We start from the raw sequence: 14,662 nt of genomic DNA, 5'->3' as shown, positions 1-14,662 counted from the left end.
GCATTATTGATGGGGGCTATTGTAACCGTTTTTTCTGCGGGGCGGTTTGTTCAGACGCAAATTAACGACGCCAGATAATTTTGCTTACCGTCCAGTTTTTCAGCGTGTCATCAGAGGGCATCAACCCTTCAGGACCGCTCCATTCGCCGGAAAAAACATAGCTAACGTGCTGACTTCCTTCCGCTTTACACTCAACAGCGTTGCTATCGTCACCAGACGCCAACTCGCAGTTGCCGAATGCCTTACTGTAAAGGTCGCTAAACGGTGTACCGATCTCAACGCCGGTGTGTGCCGGGATCTCACTGTCCAATACAGCAATCCGACTGATGGTTCCCTGGTCGCCGTTGATCACCATCGCCACCTGGTCCCCCTTCATCGCCTCGAAATAACGTACAACATTGCCGTTATCCGTTTTCATCCCGCTACGCAGGCGATAGTCGCCATCCAGCGCGTCGGCAATGGCGCTTTCATCAAGCGGGGTGGACGCCGTTAATGTTCCAACGCCTTGTTCGGTGACTTCCGTCGATGATCCAAACCAGTTCCACGGATTTGCGGCGGACCAGTTTACAGACGAGAGTGTCGAACAGCCGGTCAGCGCCAGCGGCATCGCACATAAAAGCAAACGCAGCGATTTCATCTCACTTCCTTTCTTTATTAATCAACGTTGGTTGGAGTCCGGCTTCGTTAAAAAGTGCCGTTATTCTTTTTCAATGGCAAAACAGACGCGTAAACGCCGATGGGTCACCAGCCAGATAAGGGCGATGATATCCAGGACGACCAGCGCCAGCCCGACGCCGCTGACCGGCTCCCCCATCAACCACAATACCGGTTGCCAACAAAGCAGCACCGATTGGGCTAAAATCAAAAGCGCGCGAAATCTGTGCCACAGCACCGGAAACGCAAAGCGCCGCCCGCTGAGTAAAAACGCCAGCACAGCGGGTACGCCAGGGATTAGCCCCAGCCAAAAAGAATCGTGATCGGGATAAAACAGATTAAGCAGCGTATTGCCCTGGTCACGCGATGAACCCGCGATCACAAACAATACCCAGGTGCGCGCCTGTAGCAACAGAACGCACCAGAACAGAAAAGGCAGGCGTAAACGTCCGTGACTGTCATAGTCGCCAGGATGAAACTCAATACTCTTCATCTTCAATCAAACGCTTACCCAAAATCAGCACATCGCTGTGCTCGTAGCCCAGGCGCTCATACATCCCCAGCACGACGTCGTTTTCGTCCCGCACCATGATTTGAATTTTCGGACAGCCGCGGGCAATCAGTTTTTTTTCCAGCCGGTTCAGTAGCGCATTGGCGATACCGCGACCGCGAAACTCAGGGTGCACGCCAAGATAGTACGCCGAGCCGCGATGCCCGTCGTATCCCCCCATCACCGTGCCGACAACTTCACCGTTCACCTCCGCGACCAGGAACAAGCTGACGTCATGATTCACCTTGCGCTCGATATCCATTTCCGGATCGTTCCATGGACGCAACAGATCGCAGCGCTCCCAGAGGGTGATCACCTCTTCGAAATCTTGCTGGCGGAAAACGCGTATCTCCATGGTATGAGTCACCTTTTAGGGTTAAAAACAGTGATTATGGCGCGATCGCCTGATTTAGCCAATATCTGACGCGAAGCGGTGAAAAAAATGGCATAATAGATCATTGTCACGTATTGAAATGAAACGTAAAACAATTCTCATCCTGAACAGTCGTAACGGATTACACGGTACGATATACATACCCTAAATAATTCGAGTTGCAGGAAGGTGGCAAGTGAGTGAATCTCCAGGAGCTGACTAAAGTCAGTGACTGGCGTGAGCGAACGCAGCCAACGCACATGCAAGTTGAAGTATGACGGGTACATCTGGAACTTATTTTTATTACAACTCAGGCCGTATGAGCACTTTTAAACCACTAAAAACTCTCACATCGCGCCGCCAGGTGCTGAAAGCTGGGCTGGCTGCCCTGACGCTGTCAGGCATGTCGAACGCCATCGCCAAAGAAGAACCGCTGAAAACCAGCAATGGTCACAGTAAGCCGAAGGCCAAAAAAGCGGGGGCCAGACGTGTTGTCGTACTCGACCCCGGCCACGGAGGAATCGACACCGGCGCCATTGGCCGCAACGGTTCGAAAGAGAAACACGTGGTACTGGCTATCGCCAAAAACGTCCGTTCAATCTTGCGTGGTCAGGGGATTGATGCGCGTTTAACCCGCAGCGGCGACACGTTTATTCCGTTATACGATCGCGTTGAGATTGCCCACAAACACGGCGCTGACCTGTTCATGTCCATTCACGCCGATGGCTTTACCAACCCGTCTGCCGCTGGCGCGTCTGTTTTCGCACTTTCCAATCGCGGCGCCAGTAGCGCCATGGCGAAATACCTCTCCGATCGCGAGAACCGCGCCGATGAAGTCGCAGGCAAAAAAACCACCGACAAAGATCATCTGTTACAGCAGGTGCTTTTCGACCTGGTACAGACGGACACCATTAAAAACAGCCTGACGCTGGGGTCGCATATTCTCAGGAAGATCAAACCCGTGCATCGTCTGCACACGCGCAGTACAGAGCAGGCCGCGTTCGTGGTGCTAAAATCACCGTCAATTCCGTCGGTGCTGGTTGAGACTTCCTTTATCACCAACCCGGAAGAGGAACGCCTGTTGGGCACAGCCGCATTCCGGCAAAAAATTGCCACCGCCATCGCCAACGGCGTGATCAGCTATTTTCACTGGTTCGATAACCAGAAAGCCCACTCGAAGAAACGTTAACCATGAAACCCGATGCACAACGCGTGAAACAGTTCCTGCTGAGTTTGCAGGATGACATTTGCCAGCAATTGTCAGCGGTCGATGGCGCCAGCTTTGTCGAAGACAACTGGCAGCGTGAAGCGGGTGGCGGCGGACGCAGCCGGGTGTTGCGCAGCGGTGGGATCTTTGAACAGGCGGGCGTCAATTTCTCCCATGTTCACGGCGATGCAATGCCTGCTTCCGCCACTGCACACCGGCCTGAGCTGGCGGGGCGCAGCTTTGAAGCGATGGGCGTCTCGCTGGTGGTACACCCGCTAAATCCGTACATTCCAACCAGCCATGCCAACGTGCGTTTTTTCATCGCTGAAAAACCCGGTGCGGACCCGGTCTGGTGGTTTGGCGGAGGGTTTGATCTCACGCCCTACTACGGCTTTGAAGAAGATGCCATTCACTGGCACCGTACGGCGCGTGATGTGTGCCAGCCGTTCGGCGATGACGTCTACCCGCGCTATAAAAAATGGTGCGACGACTACTTCTTCCTGAAACATCGCAACGAACAGCGCGGTATTGGCGGGCTGTTCTTTGACGACCTGAACACGCCGGATTTCGACAGTTGTTTTGCCTTTATGCAGGCGGTCGGTAAAGGGTATAGCGATGCGTATCTGCCGATCGTCGAGCGCCGCAAAACGATGACCTGGGGTGAGCGTGAGCGTAACTTCCAGCTCTATCGTCGCGGGCGCTACGTAGAATTCAATCTGGTGTGGGACAGAGGAACGTTGTTTGGTTTGCAGACCGGCGGGCGCACTGAATCCATTTTGATGTCGATGCCGTCGCTGGTTCGCTGGGAATATGACTGGCAACCGGAAGCCGACAGCCCGGAAGCCGCCTTAAGCGAGTTTATTCAAGTGCGCGATTGGGTGTGATTGCCGGATGGCGGCTTCGCCTTATCCGGCCTACGGAGTCTGGCTTTGTAGGCCTGATAAGCGAAGCGCCATCAGGCACGCAACTACCTCCACTCCCGCATCCGCTGGTGCAACGTCAGTGACGGTTTCTCGGCAAACAGGTGCTGATAATCGGTGGCAAACTGCCCCAAATGCCAGAACCCCCACTGCATTGCGGCGTCTTTCACCGTGACGTTTTGCGACCAGGGGCTTATCAACTCACGACGCACCGCATTCAGACGGATCCTCTTCAACCACGCGTTCGGCCCAATACCTAAAATCGCGTGAAAGGCGTTTTGCAGCGTACGACGGCTCACATGCAGTTGATTGCACAAATCCAGTACAGTCAGCGGCTCTGACATATTCTCCAGCACATAGTCCCGCGCGCGTGACAGCAACCGTCGATAGCTCTGATGACTGATGCTCTCCGCCGTTATGATCGGCTGCGCTTCTTCCAGCATCGTGCCCATCGCCAACAGCAAATTATCCCGCAGCACTTTACGTACCGCGGGCTGATGCAGATTGCCAGGATTCTCACTGAAGGTCGCCAGCGCCTGCTGCACGAACCCCCACAGCGCCGCTTTATGCTGTTCTTTTACCTCCAGCGCTGACTGGTTGCGCAACATATGCAGCACCCGTTCCGGGTTATGTAAAAAGTTCGCATGCCGTGTAATGGCCTCTTCGGAGATGACCACCCCAAGAATGGTGTAATCGTCCGGCGTGCTCAATTCAAATTCGGTTCCCCCCGGTCGGGTCGCAATCTCCGCGCTGCCAATGCACTGCGAACCAATAAATCCCTGCTCGCCGCGTGTCGCCGGAATGCCAAACCAGAATGAGTTTGGCCAGACCAGACAAGACTGGCGTAACGCCAGGCCGGTGTATTCACGGAATACCTGAATATCATCCAGCAGGATTTCCGTGAACTCGCCATGAAATTTGCCCGGATTTAGCTGATCATAGATCTGCTGCCAGGCGGTAATCGTCAGGGCGTGTTCATACACATCCGTTGTCCGTCGCTGGTGAACCGCGTCCACCTCGACCTTCGGCGTAAAGTTAACGTCTTCGGGCAACGCTTCATGATAAAGATGATGCAAGTTTGCTGTACGGGTCTTTTTCATGATCTTTTAAGCCGGGAACTTCACCGAAGCCCCCGGCACCTCCGACAGGTTATTCGTTCTTCAGACGATAGCGACTACTGCGTTTACGCAACGTCCCATCAGAAAAGAGCTGCTCCAGCGCGCTTCTGGCTTTTTCAAGTGGCCAGCCAAAGTGCGCCGCCACCTCCCCTGCCGTCATTCCCTGACGTACTGTCGCCAACTGCGCCAGCAATTCCTCCAGAGATTCAGACGCCACCGGCTCATCTGGCGTCTTTTTCGGTTTCACAGAGGGTGTTGGCTGGCGCTTAAAACTGCCGATCAGCCACTGGGTGTCATCATCTGGTCGCCCGATTTCCTTGCGACTGATAACACGACCTGTTCGCTGTGCGGCAGCGCTTCCGGCATCCAGCGCCGCACGACACGCCGCTAAATCCCCCTCAACCACCAGCGTAAGCCTGCCAGGATCGAGCACTTCGTGACTGAGCAGACGCACGTTGGCGGCTTTCAGCATGGCATCCGCAGCATCAACAGCGGCGACCATGCCCTCCACTTCCAGTAATCCCAGTGCATTGATCATGGAAACCTCCCTTACGCGCGCTGTACTGGATTACGGGCAATATCCAGAACGGCATCGGCAAACGCGTTACAGGCAGCTTTACAGGCAGCCTGGCTACCGGTCAGAAACGCCGCTGAATAGTTGGTTTCTGACGGCGGCGGCACGTAGGTCACCAGTTGTACATCGGCAGATTTCAGCGCCGCATCAATCCCAAATGTCGCTTCCAGCGGCGGTGCCACCAGATAGGCCATCGGATCGCCGAGTCGACACCCGGCCGTTGCCGAAAGATACGAGCCGGTACGTGAAACAACATGCGCGAGGAATGCCGTGTTTTCGGCATCGTTCGCCCACTGGAACGCCGCGCCGCTTTCGATGTTGGCGACCATCGCATCCAGCCCGGCGCGCACTTCCGCCGGATTCGGGCCGCCCAGCATGATCATCACTTCACCGGCTGTCGGTGATGGGCCATGCGCGGCCCCCGCATACAACGAGCGACCGAATACCACTTCAACCATGGCCTGTTTAGTGGCTTCATCTGCGGCAATATACGCCACATCATCAGAGTCTGCAGTGATGAGTCCGAGGCTACGTATATGCGGTGGTAATTTAAGTTCCCGTGCAAACTCAGCGTTAACGGAGGCAATCACACGCATGGCGGTGACCGAGGGTCGAATTAAATCTAATGCTGGCATGATGTCTCCTTAACGGGTCATGTTGATGCCGGAGGCTTTCTGCTCCAGCATACGTTTTGCCAAATCTACAATCACAGCGGCCGCTTCCACCGGCGGTGTGCCACCCTGGTGAATGTTGGAAATACAGGTACGGTCAGCCTCAACGGTCGTCGCCACGCGCGGTGAATAAACGGCGTAGCAGGAGAGACTTTCCGACTGCCCCAGCCCCGGACGCTCACCGACCAGCAGAATCACCACTTTCGCGCCGAGAATTTCGCCGATCTGATCTTCGATCTTCACACGGCCATAGCGCACAAAGAACGGTGTGCCGACCTTCAGACCCGCCTGGTTTAACCCGGCCAGCAGCGGCGGCAGGATCTCTTCATAGTTGGCGGTAATAGCGTCGGTAGACAGGCCATCGGAAACCACCACCTGCACGTCCGGATTCGCCAGGCACTGCGCCTTCAGCGCTTCAATGGCCTCCGGGCTCAGGCGACGGCCCATGTCCGGGCGAGTCAGGTACAGGTTTTTGTCGCTAATTTCTGAACGCACTTCCAGCAGACCCTGTGCTTTCACCCACTCTTCCGGCACCTCTTTCAGGACGGTATCTTTCGAGCGTGAGTGGTCAGCCAGGAAACGCAGCAGCGCCTGGGTACGCGGACGCGGACCTGCACGACCGGTGCAGACGCGCGCGGCGGTACTGCGACGCAGCTCCGTCAGCACATCTGCACGGTTGGGGTTCTCAACGCCAATCCAGGCTTTAGCTTCGGGCGAACCCAAATCCAGCGCGCAGCTTTCCACCGCAGAGGAGGTAGCACATTGCGTCGTGCTGCATTTCGCTTCCGGTAACGGCGCGGATGCCTGTGGCTGCGGTTGTCCCATTGACGCCATTACACTGCGTACAATTTCTTCAATCTGTTTTTGATCCATCGTGTGTCATCCCCGCGTCATCAGAAGAACAGTGACGGATCGCCCGCCCGTTTGGTCAGGCGACCGTTTGCCATAATGCCCATGGTTTCCAGCCAGCGTTCAAACTCCGGCGACGGGCGCAGATTCAGCAACTGGCGCACGGTCGCGGTATCGTGGAACGCGGTGGTCTGATAGTTGAGCATGATGTCGTCACCGAGCGGCATGCCCATGATGTAGTTACAGCCTGCAGTGGCGAGCAGAATCATCAGGTTTTCGTTGAGGTTCTGGTCGGCATCGGCATGGTTGGTGTAGCAGCAGTCACAGCCCATCGAGATGCCGCTCAGCTTGCCCATAAAGTGATCTTCCAGACCGGCGCGAATAATCTGGCGGTCATTGTAGAGATACTCCGGCCCGATAAAGCCCACCACGGTGTTCACGAGGAACGGATCGTAATGGCGCGCCAGACCGTAGTTACGCGCTTCCATCGTCACCTGGTCCGCGCCGAAGTTCGCGCCCGCTGACAGCGCAGAACCCTGCCCGGTTTCAAAGTACAGGCAGTTTTCCCCGGCAATACGGTTGAACTCAGCACCGACGGCACGGGCTTCATCCAGCATCGCCAGCTCTACGCCAAACTCTTTCAGCCCTTTTTCGCTGCCGCAAATACTCTGGAAAATCAGTCCGCCCGGCGCACCGCGACGAATGGCTTCAATCTGGGTGGTGACGTGCGCCAGCACACAGCCCTGAGTTGGAATGTTGAACTTGTCGATAACCCCGTAAACGGTGTCCAGCACGCGGCTTAAGTTATCCACGTCGTCCGTTACCGGGTTAACGCCGATCACCGCATCGCCCGCACCGAAAGAGAGTCCTTCATAGATTTGCGCAGCAATACTCTGCACATCATCACGGGTATCGTTCGGCTGTAAACGGCAGCTGAAGGTGCCCGGCAGACCAATGGTCGTGTTGGCCTTTTTGATCACCGGCATCTTCTTGCCGCCGTAGATCAGGTCAGCGTTCGAGCAGATTTTGGCGACCGCCGCCACCACTTCTGAGGTCAAGCCTTTACGCGTGAAGGCAATGTCGTCAACGGAGGTTTCATCGCTCAGCACGTATTCGCGCAGCTCGCTGATACTCCAGTTTTTAATGCGGTTATAGGCCGTTTCGTTGACGTCATCCTGAATCAGACGCGTAACGCAGTCCTCCTCATAGGAAATCACCGGGTTGTTGCGGACATCCGCTACCGTCATTTCCGACAACACCTGTTTCGCAGCAACACGCTCTTGCGAGCTTTCTGCAGCGACCCCTGCCAGCACATCCCCCGAACGCAGTTCGTTGGATTTTGCCAGTACCTCTTTTACATCCTTAAACTGATAAACATTGCCGAACAATGTGGTCTTTAGTTTCATAAGTCGTTCCCTCAGGAAGGAAATGCGAGTGATTTCACCGTCACCGGCACAACCGATCCGCCAAAAAGAGGCGTACCAATGTCGATATAGTCCCCCGACCGAACGATCACTTCGTCAATGACCGCCAGCGGGTGTTGCTGTAACTGTGGGCGTAACAGCATGCCCAGGGCTTTACCAAAGTCCTGCTCGGCCACCACCAGCAGGGGATGCGGATTCGGAAAACGCGCGACGAACGCTAACAGCGCGTCGATGACCGTGAGTAATGCGGCGTAACGCACCGGCAGCGAGGCGGGAAGCGCCAGTACATACGCGTCAGTTTGTGGGCAGAGATCGAGCTGAATCAGCGCCTGATGCCAGGCGTTCACCAGGTCGGATTCATCGACAGGAATGGCTACCGGCAGATTGCGCAGCGGCAGCGCAACGCCCTCCAGCCATATCGTGCTGCCCGAGAGCGACAGCGTGTGGGCCCCGGCACCAATCACCGTGGCGCGCACGGTTTGCGCCGGGAACTGCACGTTCATCTCACGCAAGCGCGGATGCTCATGCAGCGCCAGTGCCAGTAGCGGTCCAATATCAGAAAAACAGAATGAATCGGCAGGTTGGTTGCGATAGCACTCCCCCACACCGCCGGAAAGCGTGATGACGTCAGGCTGCATGTCTGCGGGCAGCAGCCCTGTTTGCATCAGCGCCTGTGCCAGCGGCGAGAGCGTACCGTCGATAACCTCGACGATAAGATCGGCCATCCGCTGCGCCACCTGCCCCAGTTGTGCGACCGTCAGCGCGCGGGCATCGGTACCCGCGCCGAAAACTGCATCAACAATCTGTTGCCCCGGCTGATGCGCCCAGGAAACACGTCCCTGGCTGTTGGTTTCCAGCAGTCTGCCGCCCACGTTCAGACAGGCCGTTGCGCTCACTTTCCCGGCGTCGAACAGCGCGTAGTTCGACGTACCGCCACCAATATCGATGTTCAATACGCGACACAGACGCTGTTCCGACAGGGTTTGCGCCCCCGCCCCGTGACCGGCAATCACTGATTCCAGATGCGGTCCGGCGCTGGCGACGACAAAGTCGCCGAGAGACTGGGAGAGGGTCATCACCGCCGGGCGGGCGTTACGGGTTTTCGCGCTCTCACCGGTGATGATGACAGCCCCGGAATCTACAGACTCCGGAGCAATGCCTGCGGCCTGATACTGGGCCAGAATCAGCGCCTTCAGTTCGGCTTCTTGTAACCCGCCCTGCTTATCGACGGGGGTAAAGAAGACCGGGCTTTGCCAGCTAATTTCGCGTTTGATGAATTCGTAACGCGGCACCTGCGACACTGCCGCACGGTTAACCAGCTCAAGGCGCGAGAAGATCACCTGAGTGGTGGTGGTGCCGATATCGATACCGACGCTCAGTAGCTGGCGAGTCTTCACGATTGCGCCTCCACTTCGGTTTTAACCGCTGCCGGATCATCTTTTGGCACCAGCAGCATCGCTACGCCAATCGCCGTCACGCCGCCAATCAGCTTGCCGACAATCATCGGGAAGATCATGGCGTTCATGTTTGCGGCCGCGAAGCCTAAGTGGTCGCCAAGGGCGAACGCGGCGGAGACCGCAAACGCGCAGTTAATCACTTTGCCGCGGGTATCCATCTGCTTCATCATGCCGAACATCGGAATGTTGTTCGCCAGCGTCGCCACCATACCTGCCGCAGCAATGTTGTTGATTTTCAGCAGATTGCCAACGCTCATCAGCGGTTTTTCAAACCAGCGGGTCAGCAGCAGCACCATCGGATAAGCGCCGAGCAGCACACAGGAGATGGAACCGATAACTTCAATGGCGCGCATCACTTCGCCAGGTTTGTCGCCAGGGGCCATAAAGATAGGGTCAAGACCCGGGATCAGCTCCCAGCCCAGCAGGAACTTCACTACCGCCGCCGCCAGACCGATCGTTATCAGCGCCACGAGGAATTTGGCGAAGATCTGGAAACCGTTGATCATTTTTTCCGGGATAAATTTCAGCCCCAGCGCCACCAGCACCGCCACAATCAATACCGGGATCATGTTCATCAGGATCAGCGCGAAGGTGAACTCTACCGGCTGGCCGTTGACCTCAACGCCGGAGTACATGGCAATCAACCCTCCGGCGATACAGCCGACAGGGATGGTGACAATACCGGCCAGCACGCCGAGTGCCAGGTAACGACGGTCAGACGGCTCGATAATGCCAAGCGCCACCGGAATAGAGAAAACCAGCGTCGGCCCCATCATCGCGCCGAGAATCAATCCAGAGTATAGCCACGCCGCCACATCGCCGCCCGCCAGCTCTTTGGCGAGGAAGAAGCCGCCCATATCGCAGGCCAACAGCGTACCGGCGAACATCGATGGGTTGGCACCCAGCATCTCGTACAACGGAATAATCACAGGTCCCAGCACATGCGCCATCACCGGTGCCAGCGCGGTCATACCGACCATTGCCAGACCCAGCGCGCCCATTGCCATAAAACCTTCTTCAAACTGACCGCCGGACCCCTCGATACTCTTACCGAACTTACCGAGGAAGCGCTCAGAGCCGCCAAACTGCGACAGGATCCTGTCCACGGCGGCAATCAGCATAAAGAACATCATGATGTACATGATGATTTCGTTAATTCCCATAGCCTTGTCTCCATTTGCCAGGGTTTTCGTAGGCCTGATAAGCGCAGCGCCATCAGGCAATGATGCCGCGTTTTGCCGGATGGCGGCGCAAACGCCTTATCCGGCCTACGTCCTGGTATGCTTTTATTGTGCCGCCGCGTACAAATCGATAATTTCGCTCTGCGTGGCGGTTCGTGGGTTGCTGCTGATACAAATATCGTCCAGTGCGGCCTGCGCCCATGCGCTGTATTGCGAAGGCTGCGCGCCGACGTCGGCGAGCCGTTTGGTCTGGCCAACCTCGGCAATCAGTTCACTCACCGCATTAATCGCGTCGCGATCGTCTGATTTCTTATTGGTTAATGCCCGCCCGATGTGGCTGAAGCGTTCACGGCACACCATGCGGTTAAATCCCATCACCGTTGGCAACAACATGGCGTTCGCTTGTCCGTGCGGGATGTGCAGCGCAGCGCCTGGCTGATGTGCCATCGCATGACACAACCCCAGCCCCGCGCTGGAAAACGCCATTCCGGCCATACAGGAGGCGAGCAGCATGCTCTCTCGCGCGGCCAGATCGTGACCATTGCCCACCGCTTTCGGCAGTGATTTGCCGATCATCGCAATCGCGCCAATCGCCAGACTGTCGGTAAATGGCGTGGCGTTCAGCGCGCTGTATGCCTCAACCGCGTGGGTCAACGCATCGACCCCGGTCATCGCGGTTACGTGCGACGGAATACCTTCCGTCAGCGCGGCATCCAGAATCGCTACATCCGGCATCAGCGCCGCATGCACCAGCACCTGTTTACGCCCGGTGACCGCATCAATGATGACCGTCACGTTCGTCGTTTCCGACCCGGTTCCTGCCGTCGTCGGCACCGCAATCAGCGGCAACCGCGGACGCAATGCGCTTTGTGCCGTCATGTCTGCCAGCGGTTGTGTCGGGTTCGTGACCAGCAAGGCGACCGCTTTCGCCGCATCCAGCACCGAACCGCCGCCAAACGCCACCACGCCGTCGCACTTCGACTCACGCAGTTGCGCCACTGCCGCGCAAACATCCGTGATGCACGGCTCACCCACCGGGCAAGGCCAGAGCGTGATCGCCACACCTTTCATCGCCAGGCTACGCGTGAGCGCGGCCGTCATTCCGGCCTGGTGCAGAAAACTGTCGACCATCACAAACAGATGCGTCAGCCCGCGCGTTTGCGCTTCCTGCCCGCAGGCGCTAAGCGCGCCTAAACCACACAACGTGACCGGTGGAACGCTAAACGTTTTCACCCGTTGCAGATTCAGGGTGTCAAAGGCCTGAAAGAGCGCCGTTTGCAATTCAGCTTGCATGGATCCCCTCCGCTTTCTCTTTCCCGCTGTTGGCAATCGCCAGCGGCGTCATAAACAAACTGTGCTGTGGTAAATGCACCGCTAACTCTGGAAAGCGCTTGCGAAACAGGTCATGAACGCCCGGTTGCATGCACGAACCGCCCGCCAGCCATAAATCAGCGATCCCCTGTCCTTCGATATGATGGGCGACGATCTCCGCCATTTTTTCGTAGACCGGTTTCACCACAGGCCAAATTTCTGCCCCGTTGCTGCGTTTGTACTGCTCTGCATCTTCCAGTTGAATGCGGCGGTTTCCGGCAAGGGTCAGGGAAATATGGTGTCCTCCTGTCGCCTCATCGGCTGAGTAAGTCACCTTGCCCCGCTTGACGATGGCGATCCCGGTGGTTCCCCCGCCAATATCCACCACCCCGGCGTTATCCAGTTGCAGCAGATCTGCCACCGCAGTCGGTTCGTCCAGCACATGGCTCACTTCCAGACCTGCCGACTCCAGCACGTTAATCGAGATGCGTGGGTCGGTGCCCGGCGGAAACGAGGTTGCCGCATGGGTAAACCGACAACCGAGCTGTTGTTCAAGGGAATCGAGATGGCGACGAACAATGGTCACCGCGCCGAAGAAGTCCCAGACGATGCCGTCACGCACCACGTCGGCCCAATCGAGGCAGACCGCCACCGGGTTTCCGTCGCTGTCGACAACCATCGACACCACGTCGCAGGTGCCCAAATCAACGCCCAGCCACAGCGCGGAATCGCTCATTGCCGGTGTCTGATTGCACAGCGCTGCGGCTTTCTGCAAACGTGGGGTAAGCCATTGTTGTTCGTCGTGCGCCATCTCTTCTCTCCTGGTGCCTGTCCCATCAGGCGTTATTGTTGCAGGCAGTTTGGGCACGGACAGCGCGCAAGAACCGGAGCGTACACGCAGTACGTGAGGATTCTGAGCACTGCCCAGGGCCAAAATGCCAAATAAAATAGCCTGATGGGCAGGCACTTAAACGATGCGGAACGCATCCACCAACACACAGCGACGCAGACGCACAAAGGTACGCGCGCTGGTCACCCCTTCCCCGGTTGGCGTGGTAATGGTCATGGTGGTCCAGCCTTCGCCCCCCAGCCCCAGTCCGGCAATGCACGGTCCGTTCTTGACGAAAATGCTGGTATCAATGGCATTCGCCATCCGGTTCATGTTGTCGATATTGCGTGAGTGCATCGCCGCCGTATGGTGACAACCCCCTTCAAGCGTGACCGCCAGCGCGATCGCTTCGTCGACGTTCGCCACCCGTACTACCGGCAATACCGGCATCATCAGTTCGGTGACGGCGAACGGGTGAGTGGCGGGCGTTTCGACGAATAACAGGCGCGTTTGCTCTGGCACATTCAGGCCAATTGCGGCGGCAATTTTCCCTGCGTCGCGTCCCACCCAGTCACGGCTAACCGTACCTTTGCCACGCTCGTCGACGTTTTTCAGCAGCACCGGTTGAAGCTGTTCGGCCTGAGCCGTGGTCAGTTTCACCGCCTGTTCGCTTTCCATCAGACGCATCAGCTCATCGGCGACGCTATCGACAACAATCAACACCTTCTCATCGGCGCAAATGATGTTGTTATCGAAGGACGCCCCTTTGACGATGGACTGCGCGGCGCGTGCCAGGTCTGCGGTCTCATCCACCACCACCGGCGGGTTCCCCGCGCCTGCGGCAATCAGACGTTTATTGGTGTGTTTACGTGCAGCGTCCACCACCGCTTCGCCGCCGGTGACGACCAGCAGGCCAATGCCCGGGTACTTAAACAGGCGCTGAGCCGTTTCGATATCGGGGTTCGCGACGGTGACCAGCAGGTTTTCCGGACCGCCTGCCGCGACAACCGCCTGGTTGAGTAAGGTGATGGCGCGTTGAGAAACGCCTTTCGCCGCCGGATGGGGCGCGAACACCACGCTGTTACCTGCGGCAATCAGGCTGATAGCGTTATTAATCACCGTCGCCGCCGGGTTGGTTGACGGGGTGACGGATGCCACCACGCCCCACGGCGCGTTTTCAATTAAGGTCAGGCCGTTATCGCCGGTCAGCACCTGGGGTGACAGACATTCCACACCCGGCGTGCCGCGGGCCTGCGCCACGTTTTTGGCAAATTTATCTTCTACGCGTCCCATGCCGGTTTCAGAAACCGCAAGTTCCGCTAATTCTCTGGCGTGTTTTTCGCCTGCTTCACGAATAGCGTGAATCGCCAGCTGGCGCATCGCGACGCTTTTAAGCCCCTGCTGAGCCACTTTTGCGGCGGCAACCGCGTCATCCAGGGAGGCAAAGACGCCCATTTCATGAACAGCCTGGTCTGGCTGGCTGCTGTCTTTCATTTTCAGCAACACCGCTTTGACGACCTGTTCAATATCCTGTTGATTCATGA

Annotated in this window: 15 protein-coding genes; 2 read left to right on the top strand and 13 right to left on the bottom strand. The window is 57.1% G+C overall.

Features of this window, described 5'->3' with window-relative positions:
* Positions 1–61: 61 nt before the first annotated feature.
* Genes AC07UY_RS11815 through AC07UY_RS11805 form a run of 3 tightly spaced genes read right to left on the bottom strand, consistent with a single transcriptional unit; the run spans position 62 to position 1,559 of the window.
* Entirely contained in the window at positions 62–637 is a 576-nt protein-coding gene (locus AC07UY_RS11815) for an RpoE-regulated lipoprotein (protein ID WP_494660971.1), read from the bottom strand.
* A gap of 60 nt (positions 638–697) precedes the next feature.
* Positions 698–1,147: a DUF2919 domain-containing protein gene (locus AC07UY_RS11810; protein ID WP_494660972.1), complete on the bottom strand. Its 450-nt coding sequence runs from the start codon at positions 1,145–1,147 to the stop codon at positions 698–700.
* On the bottom strand, positions 1,134–1,559 hold the full coding sequence (locus AC07UY_RS11805) for a GNAT family acetyltransferase (protein WP_192612996.1): 426 nt from the start codon (positions 1,557–1,559) through the stop codon (positions 1,134–1,136). Before AC07UY_RS11805 ends, AC07UY_RS11810 begins: the two co-directional genes overlap by 14 nt.
* Before the next feature lie 337 nt (positions 1,560–1,896).
* On the opposite strand from AC07UY_RS11805, the gene amiA reads away from it, so the two are divergent.
* Both amiA and hemF read left to right on the top strand, forming a co-directional pair.
* Positions 1,897–2,766, top strand: coding sequence for an N-acetylmuramoyl-L-alanine amidase AmiA (amiA, locus tag AC07UY_RS11800; protein WP_276294414.1), 870 nt, complete (start codon positions 1,897–1,899; stop codon positions 2,764–2,766).
* A 2-nt stretch (positions 2,767–2,768) separates the two neighbouring features.
* Positions 2,769–3,668: an oxygen-dependent coproporphyrinogen oxidase gene (gene hemF / locus AC07UY_RS11795; protein ID WP_494660973.1), complete on the top strand. Its 900-nt coding sequence runs from the start codon at positions 2,769–2,771 to the stop codon at positions 3,666–3,668.
* An 83-nt stretch (positions 3,669–3,751) separates the two neighbouring features.
* On the opposite strand, the gene eutR is transcribed toward hemF, so the two are convergent.
* From eutR to AC07UY_RS11745, 10 genes are all read right to left on the bottom strand, one after another.
* Positions 3,752–4,804, bottom strand: coding sequence for an HTH-type transcriptional regulator EutR (eutR, locus tag AC07UY_RS11790; RefSeq protein WP_203360484.1), 1,053 nt, complete (start codon positions 4,802–4,804; stop codon positions 3,752–3,754).
* 49 nt (positions 4,805–4,853) lie between these two features.
* The gene (gene eutK, locus AC07UY_RS11785) at positions 4,854–5,360 is read right to left on the bottom strand and encodes an ethanolamine utilization microcompartment protein EutK (protein ID WP_203360483.1); all 507 of its coding nucleotides are present in this window, start codon (positions 5,358–5,360) and stop codon (positions 4,854–4,856) included.
* An 11-nt stretch (positions 5,361–5,371) separates the two neighbouring features.
* Positions 5,372–6,031: an ethanolamine utilization microcompartment protein EutL gene (gene eutL, locus AC07UY_RS11780; protein ID WP_203360482.1), complete on the bottom strand. Its 660-nt coding sequence runs from the start codon at positions 6,029–6,031 to the stop codon at positions 5,372–5,374.
* Positions 6,032–6,040: 9 nt separating this feature from the next.
* Positions 6,041–6,940 (bottom strand): ethanolamine ammonia-lyase subunit EutC, encoded by a 900-nt coding sequence (gene eutC / locus AC07UY_RS11775; RefSeq protein WP_203360481.1) that lies wholly within the window; start codon positions 6,938–6,940, stop codon positions 6,041–6,043.
* 20 nt (positions 6,941–6,960) lie between these two features.
* Positions 6,961–8,322, bottom strand: a complete 1,362-nt coding sequence (eutB, locus tag AC07UY_RS11770) for an ethanolamine ammonia-lyase subunit alpha (protein ID WP_494701194.1) — start codon at positions 8,320–8,322, stop codon at positions 6,961–6,963.
* 11 nt (positions 8,323–8,333) lie between these two features.
* On the bottom strand, positions 8,334–9,737 hold the full coding sequence (gene eutA / locus AC07UY_RS11765) for an ethanolamine ammonia-lyase reactivating factor EutA (protein ID WP_494701195.1): 1,404 nt from the start codon (positions 9,735–9,737) through the stop codon (positions 8,334–8,336).
* Positions 9,734–10,960: an ethanolamine utilization protein EutH gene (gene eutH, locus AC07UY_RS11760; RefSeq protein WP_203360478.1), complete on the bottom strand. Its 1,227-nt coding sequence runs from the start codon at positions 10,958–10,960 to the stop codon at positions 9,734–9,736. The genes eutA and eutH overlap by 4 nt, the downstream gene beginning before the upstream one ends.
* 123 nt (positions 10,961–11,083) lie before the next feature.
* Complete coding sequence (gene eutG, locus AC07UY_RS11755; protein WP_494660976.1) at positions 11,084–12,271, bottom strand: ethanolamine utilization ethanol dehydrogenase EutG; 1,188 nt, start codon at positions 12,269–12,271, stop codon at positions 11,084–11,086.
* Positions 12,261–13,100 (bottom strand): ethanolamine utilization protein EutJ, encoded by an 840-nt coding sequence (gene eutJ / locus AC07UY_RS11750; protein WP_494701196.1) that lies wholly within the window; start codon positions 13,098–13,100, stop codon positions 12,261–12,263. The genes eutG and eutJ overlap by 11 nt, the downstream gene beginning before the upstream one ends.
* Before the next feature lie 156 nt (positions 13,101–13,256).
* Positions 13,257–14,660, bottom strand: coding sequence for an aldehyde dehydrogenase family protein (locus AC07UY_RS11745; protein ID WP_203360475.1), 1,404 nt, complete (start codon positions 14,658–14,660; stop codon positions 13,257–13,259).
* Positions 14,661–14,662 lie beyond the last annotated feature (2 nt).

The sequence above is a fragment of the Citrobacter sp. GW821-FHT02E08 genome, assembly GCF_059421685.1.
The sequence above is the reverse complement of the archived record's forward strand: the minus strand, read 5'-3'. Positions and strand labels throughout refer to the sequence as shown.

What these genes read in the sequence shown, in the direction of transcription:
- AC07UY_RS11815 (WP_494660971.1), bottom strand. Translation starts at nt 637, where the DNA reads ATGAAATCGCTGCGTTTGCTTTTATGTGCGATGCCGCTGGCGCTGACC.
- AC07UY_RS11810 (WP_494660972.1), bottom strand. Translation starts at nt 1,147, where the DNA reads ATGAAGAGTATTGAGTTTCATCCTGGCGACTATGACAGTCACGGACGT.
- AC07UY_RS11805 (WP_192612996.1), bottom strand. Translation starts at nt 1,559, where the DNA reads ATGGAGATACGCGTTTTCCGCCAGCAAGATTTCGAAGAGGTGATCACC.
- amiA (WP_276294414.1), top strand. Translation starts at nt 1,897, where the DNA reads ATGAGCACTTTTAAACCACTAAAAACTCTCACATCGCGCCGCCAGGTG.
- hemF (WP_494660973.1), top strand. Translation starts at nt 2,769, where the DNA reads ATGAAACCCGATGCACAACGCGTGAAACAGTTCCTGCTGAGTTTGCAG.
- eutR (WP_203360484.1), bottom strand. Translation starts at nt 4,804, where the DNA reads ATGAAAAAGACCCGTACAGCAAACTTGCATCATCTTTATCATGAAGCG.
- eutK (WP_203360483.1), bottom strand. Translation starts at nt 5,360, where the DNA reads ATGATCAATGCACTGGGATTACTGGAAGTGGAGGGCATGGTCGCCGCT.
- eutL (WP_203360482.1), bottom strand. Translation starts at nt 6,031, where the DNA reads ATGCCAGCATTAGATTTAATTCGACCCTCGGTCACCGCCATGCGTGTG.
- eutC (WP_203360481.1), bottom strand. Translation starts at nt 6,940, where the DNA reads ATGGATCAAAAACAGATTGAAGAAATTGTACGCAGTGTAATGGCGTCA.
- eutB (WP_494701194.1), bottom strand. Translation starts at nt 8,322, where the DNA reads ATGAAACTAAAGACCACATTGTTCGGCAATGTTTATCAGTTTAAGGAT.
- eutH (WP_203360478.1), bottom strand. Translation starts at nt 10,960, where the DNA reads ATGGGAATTAACGAAATCATCATGTACATCATGATGTTCTTTATGCTG.
- eutG (WP_494660976.1), bottom strand. Translation starts at nt 12,271, where the DNA reads ATGCAAGCTGAATTGCAAACGGCGCTCTTTCAGGCCTTTGACACCCTG.
- eutJ (WP_494701196.1), bottom strand. Translation starts at nt 13,100, where the DNA reads ATGGCGCACGACGAACAACAATGGCTTACCCCACGTTTGCAGAAAGCC.
- AC07UY_RS11745 (WP_203360475.1), bottom strand. Translation starts at nt 14,660, where the DNA reads ATGAATCAACAGGATATTGAACAGGTCGTCAAAGCGGTGTTGCTGAAA.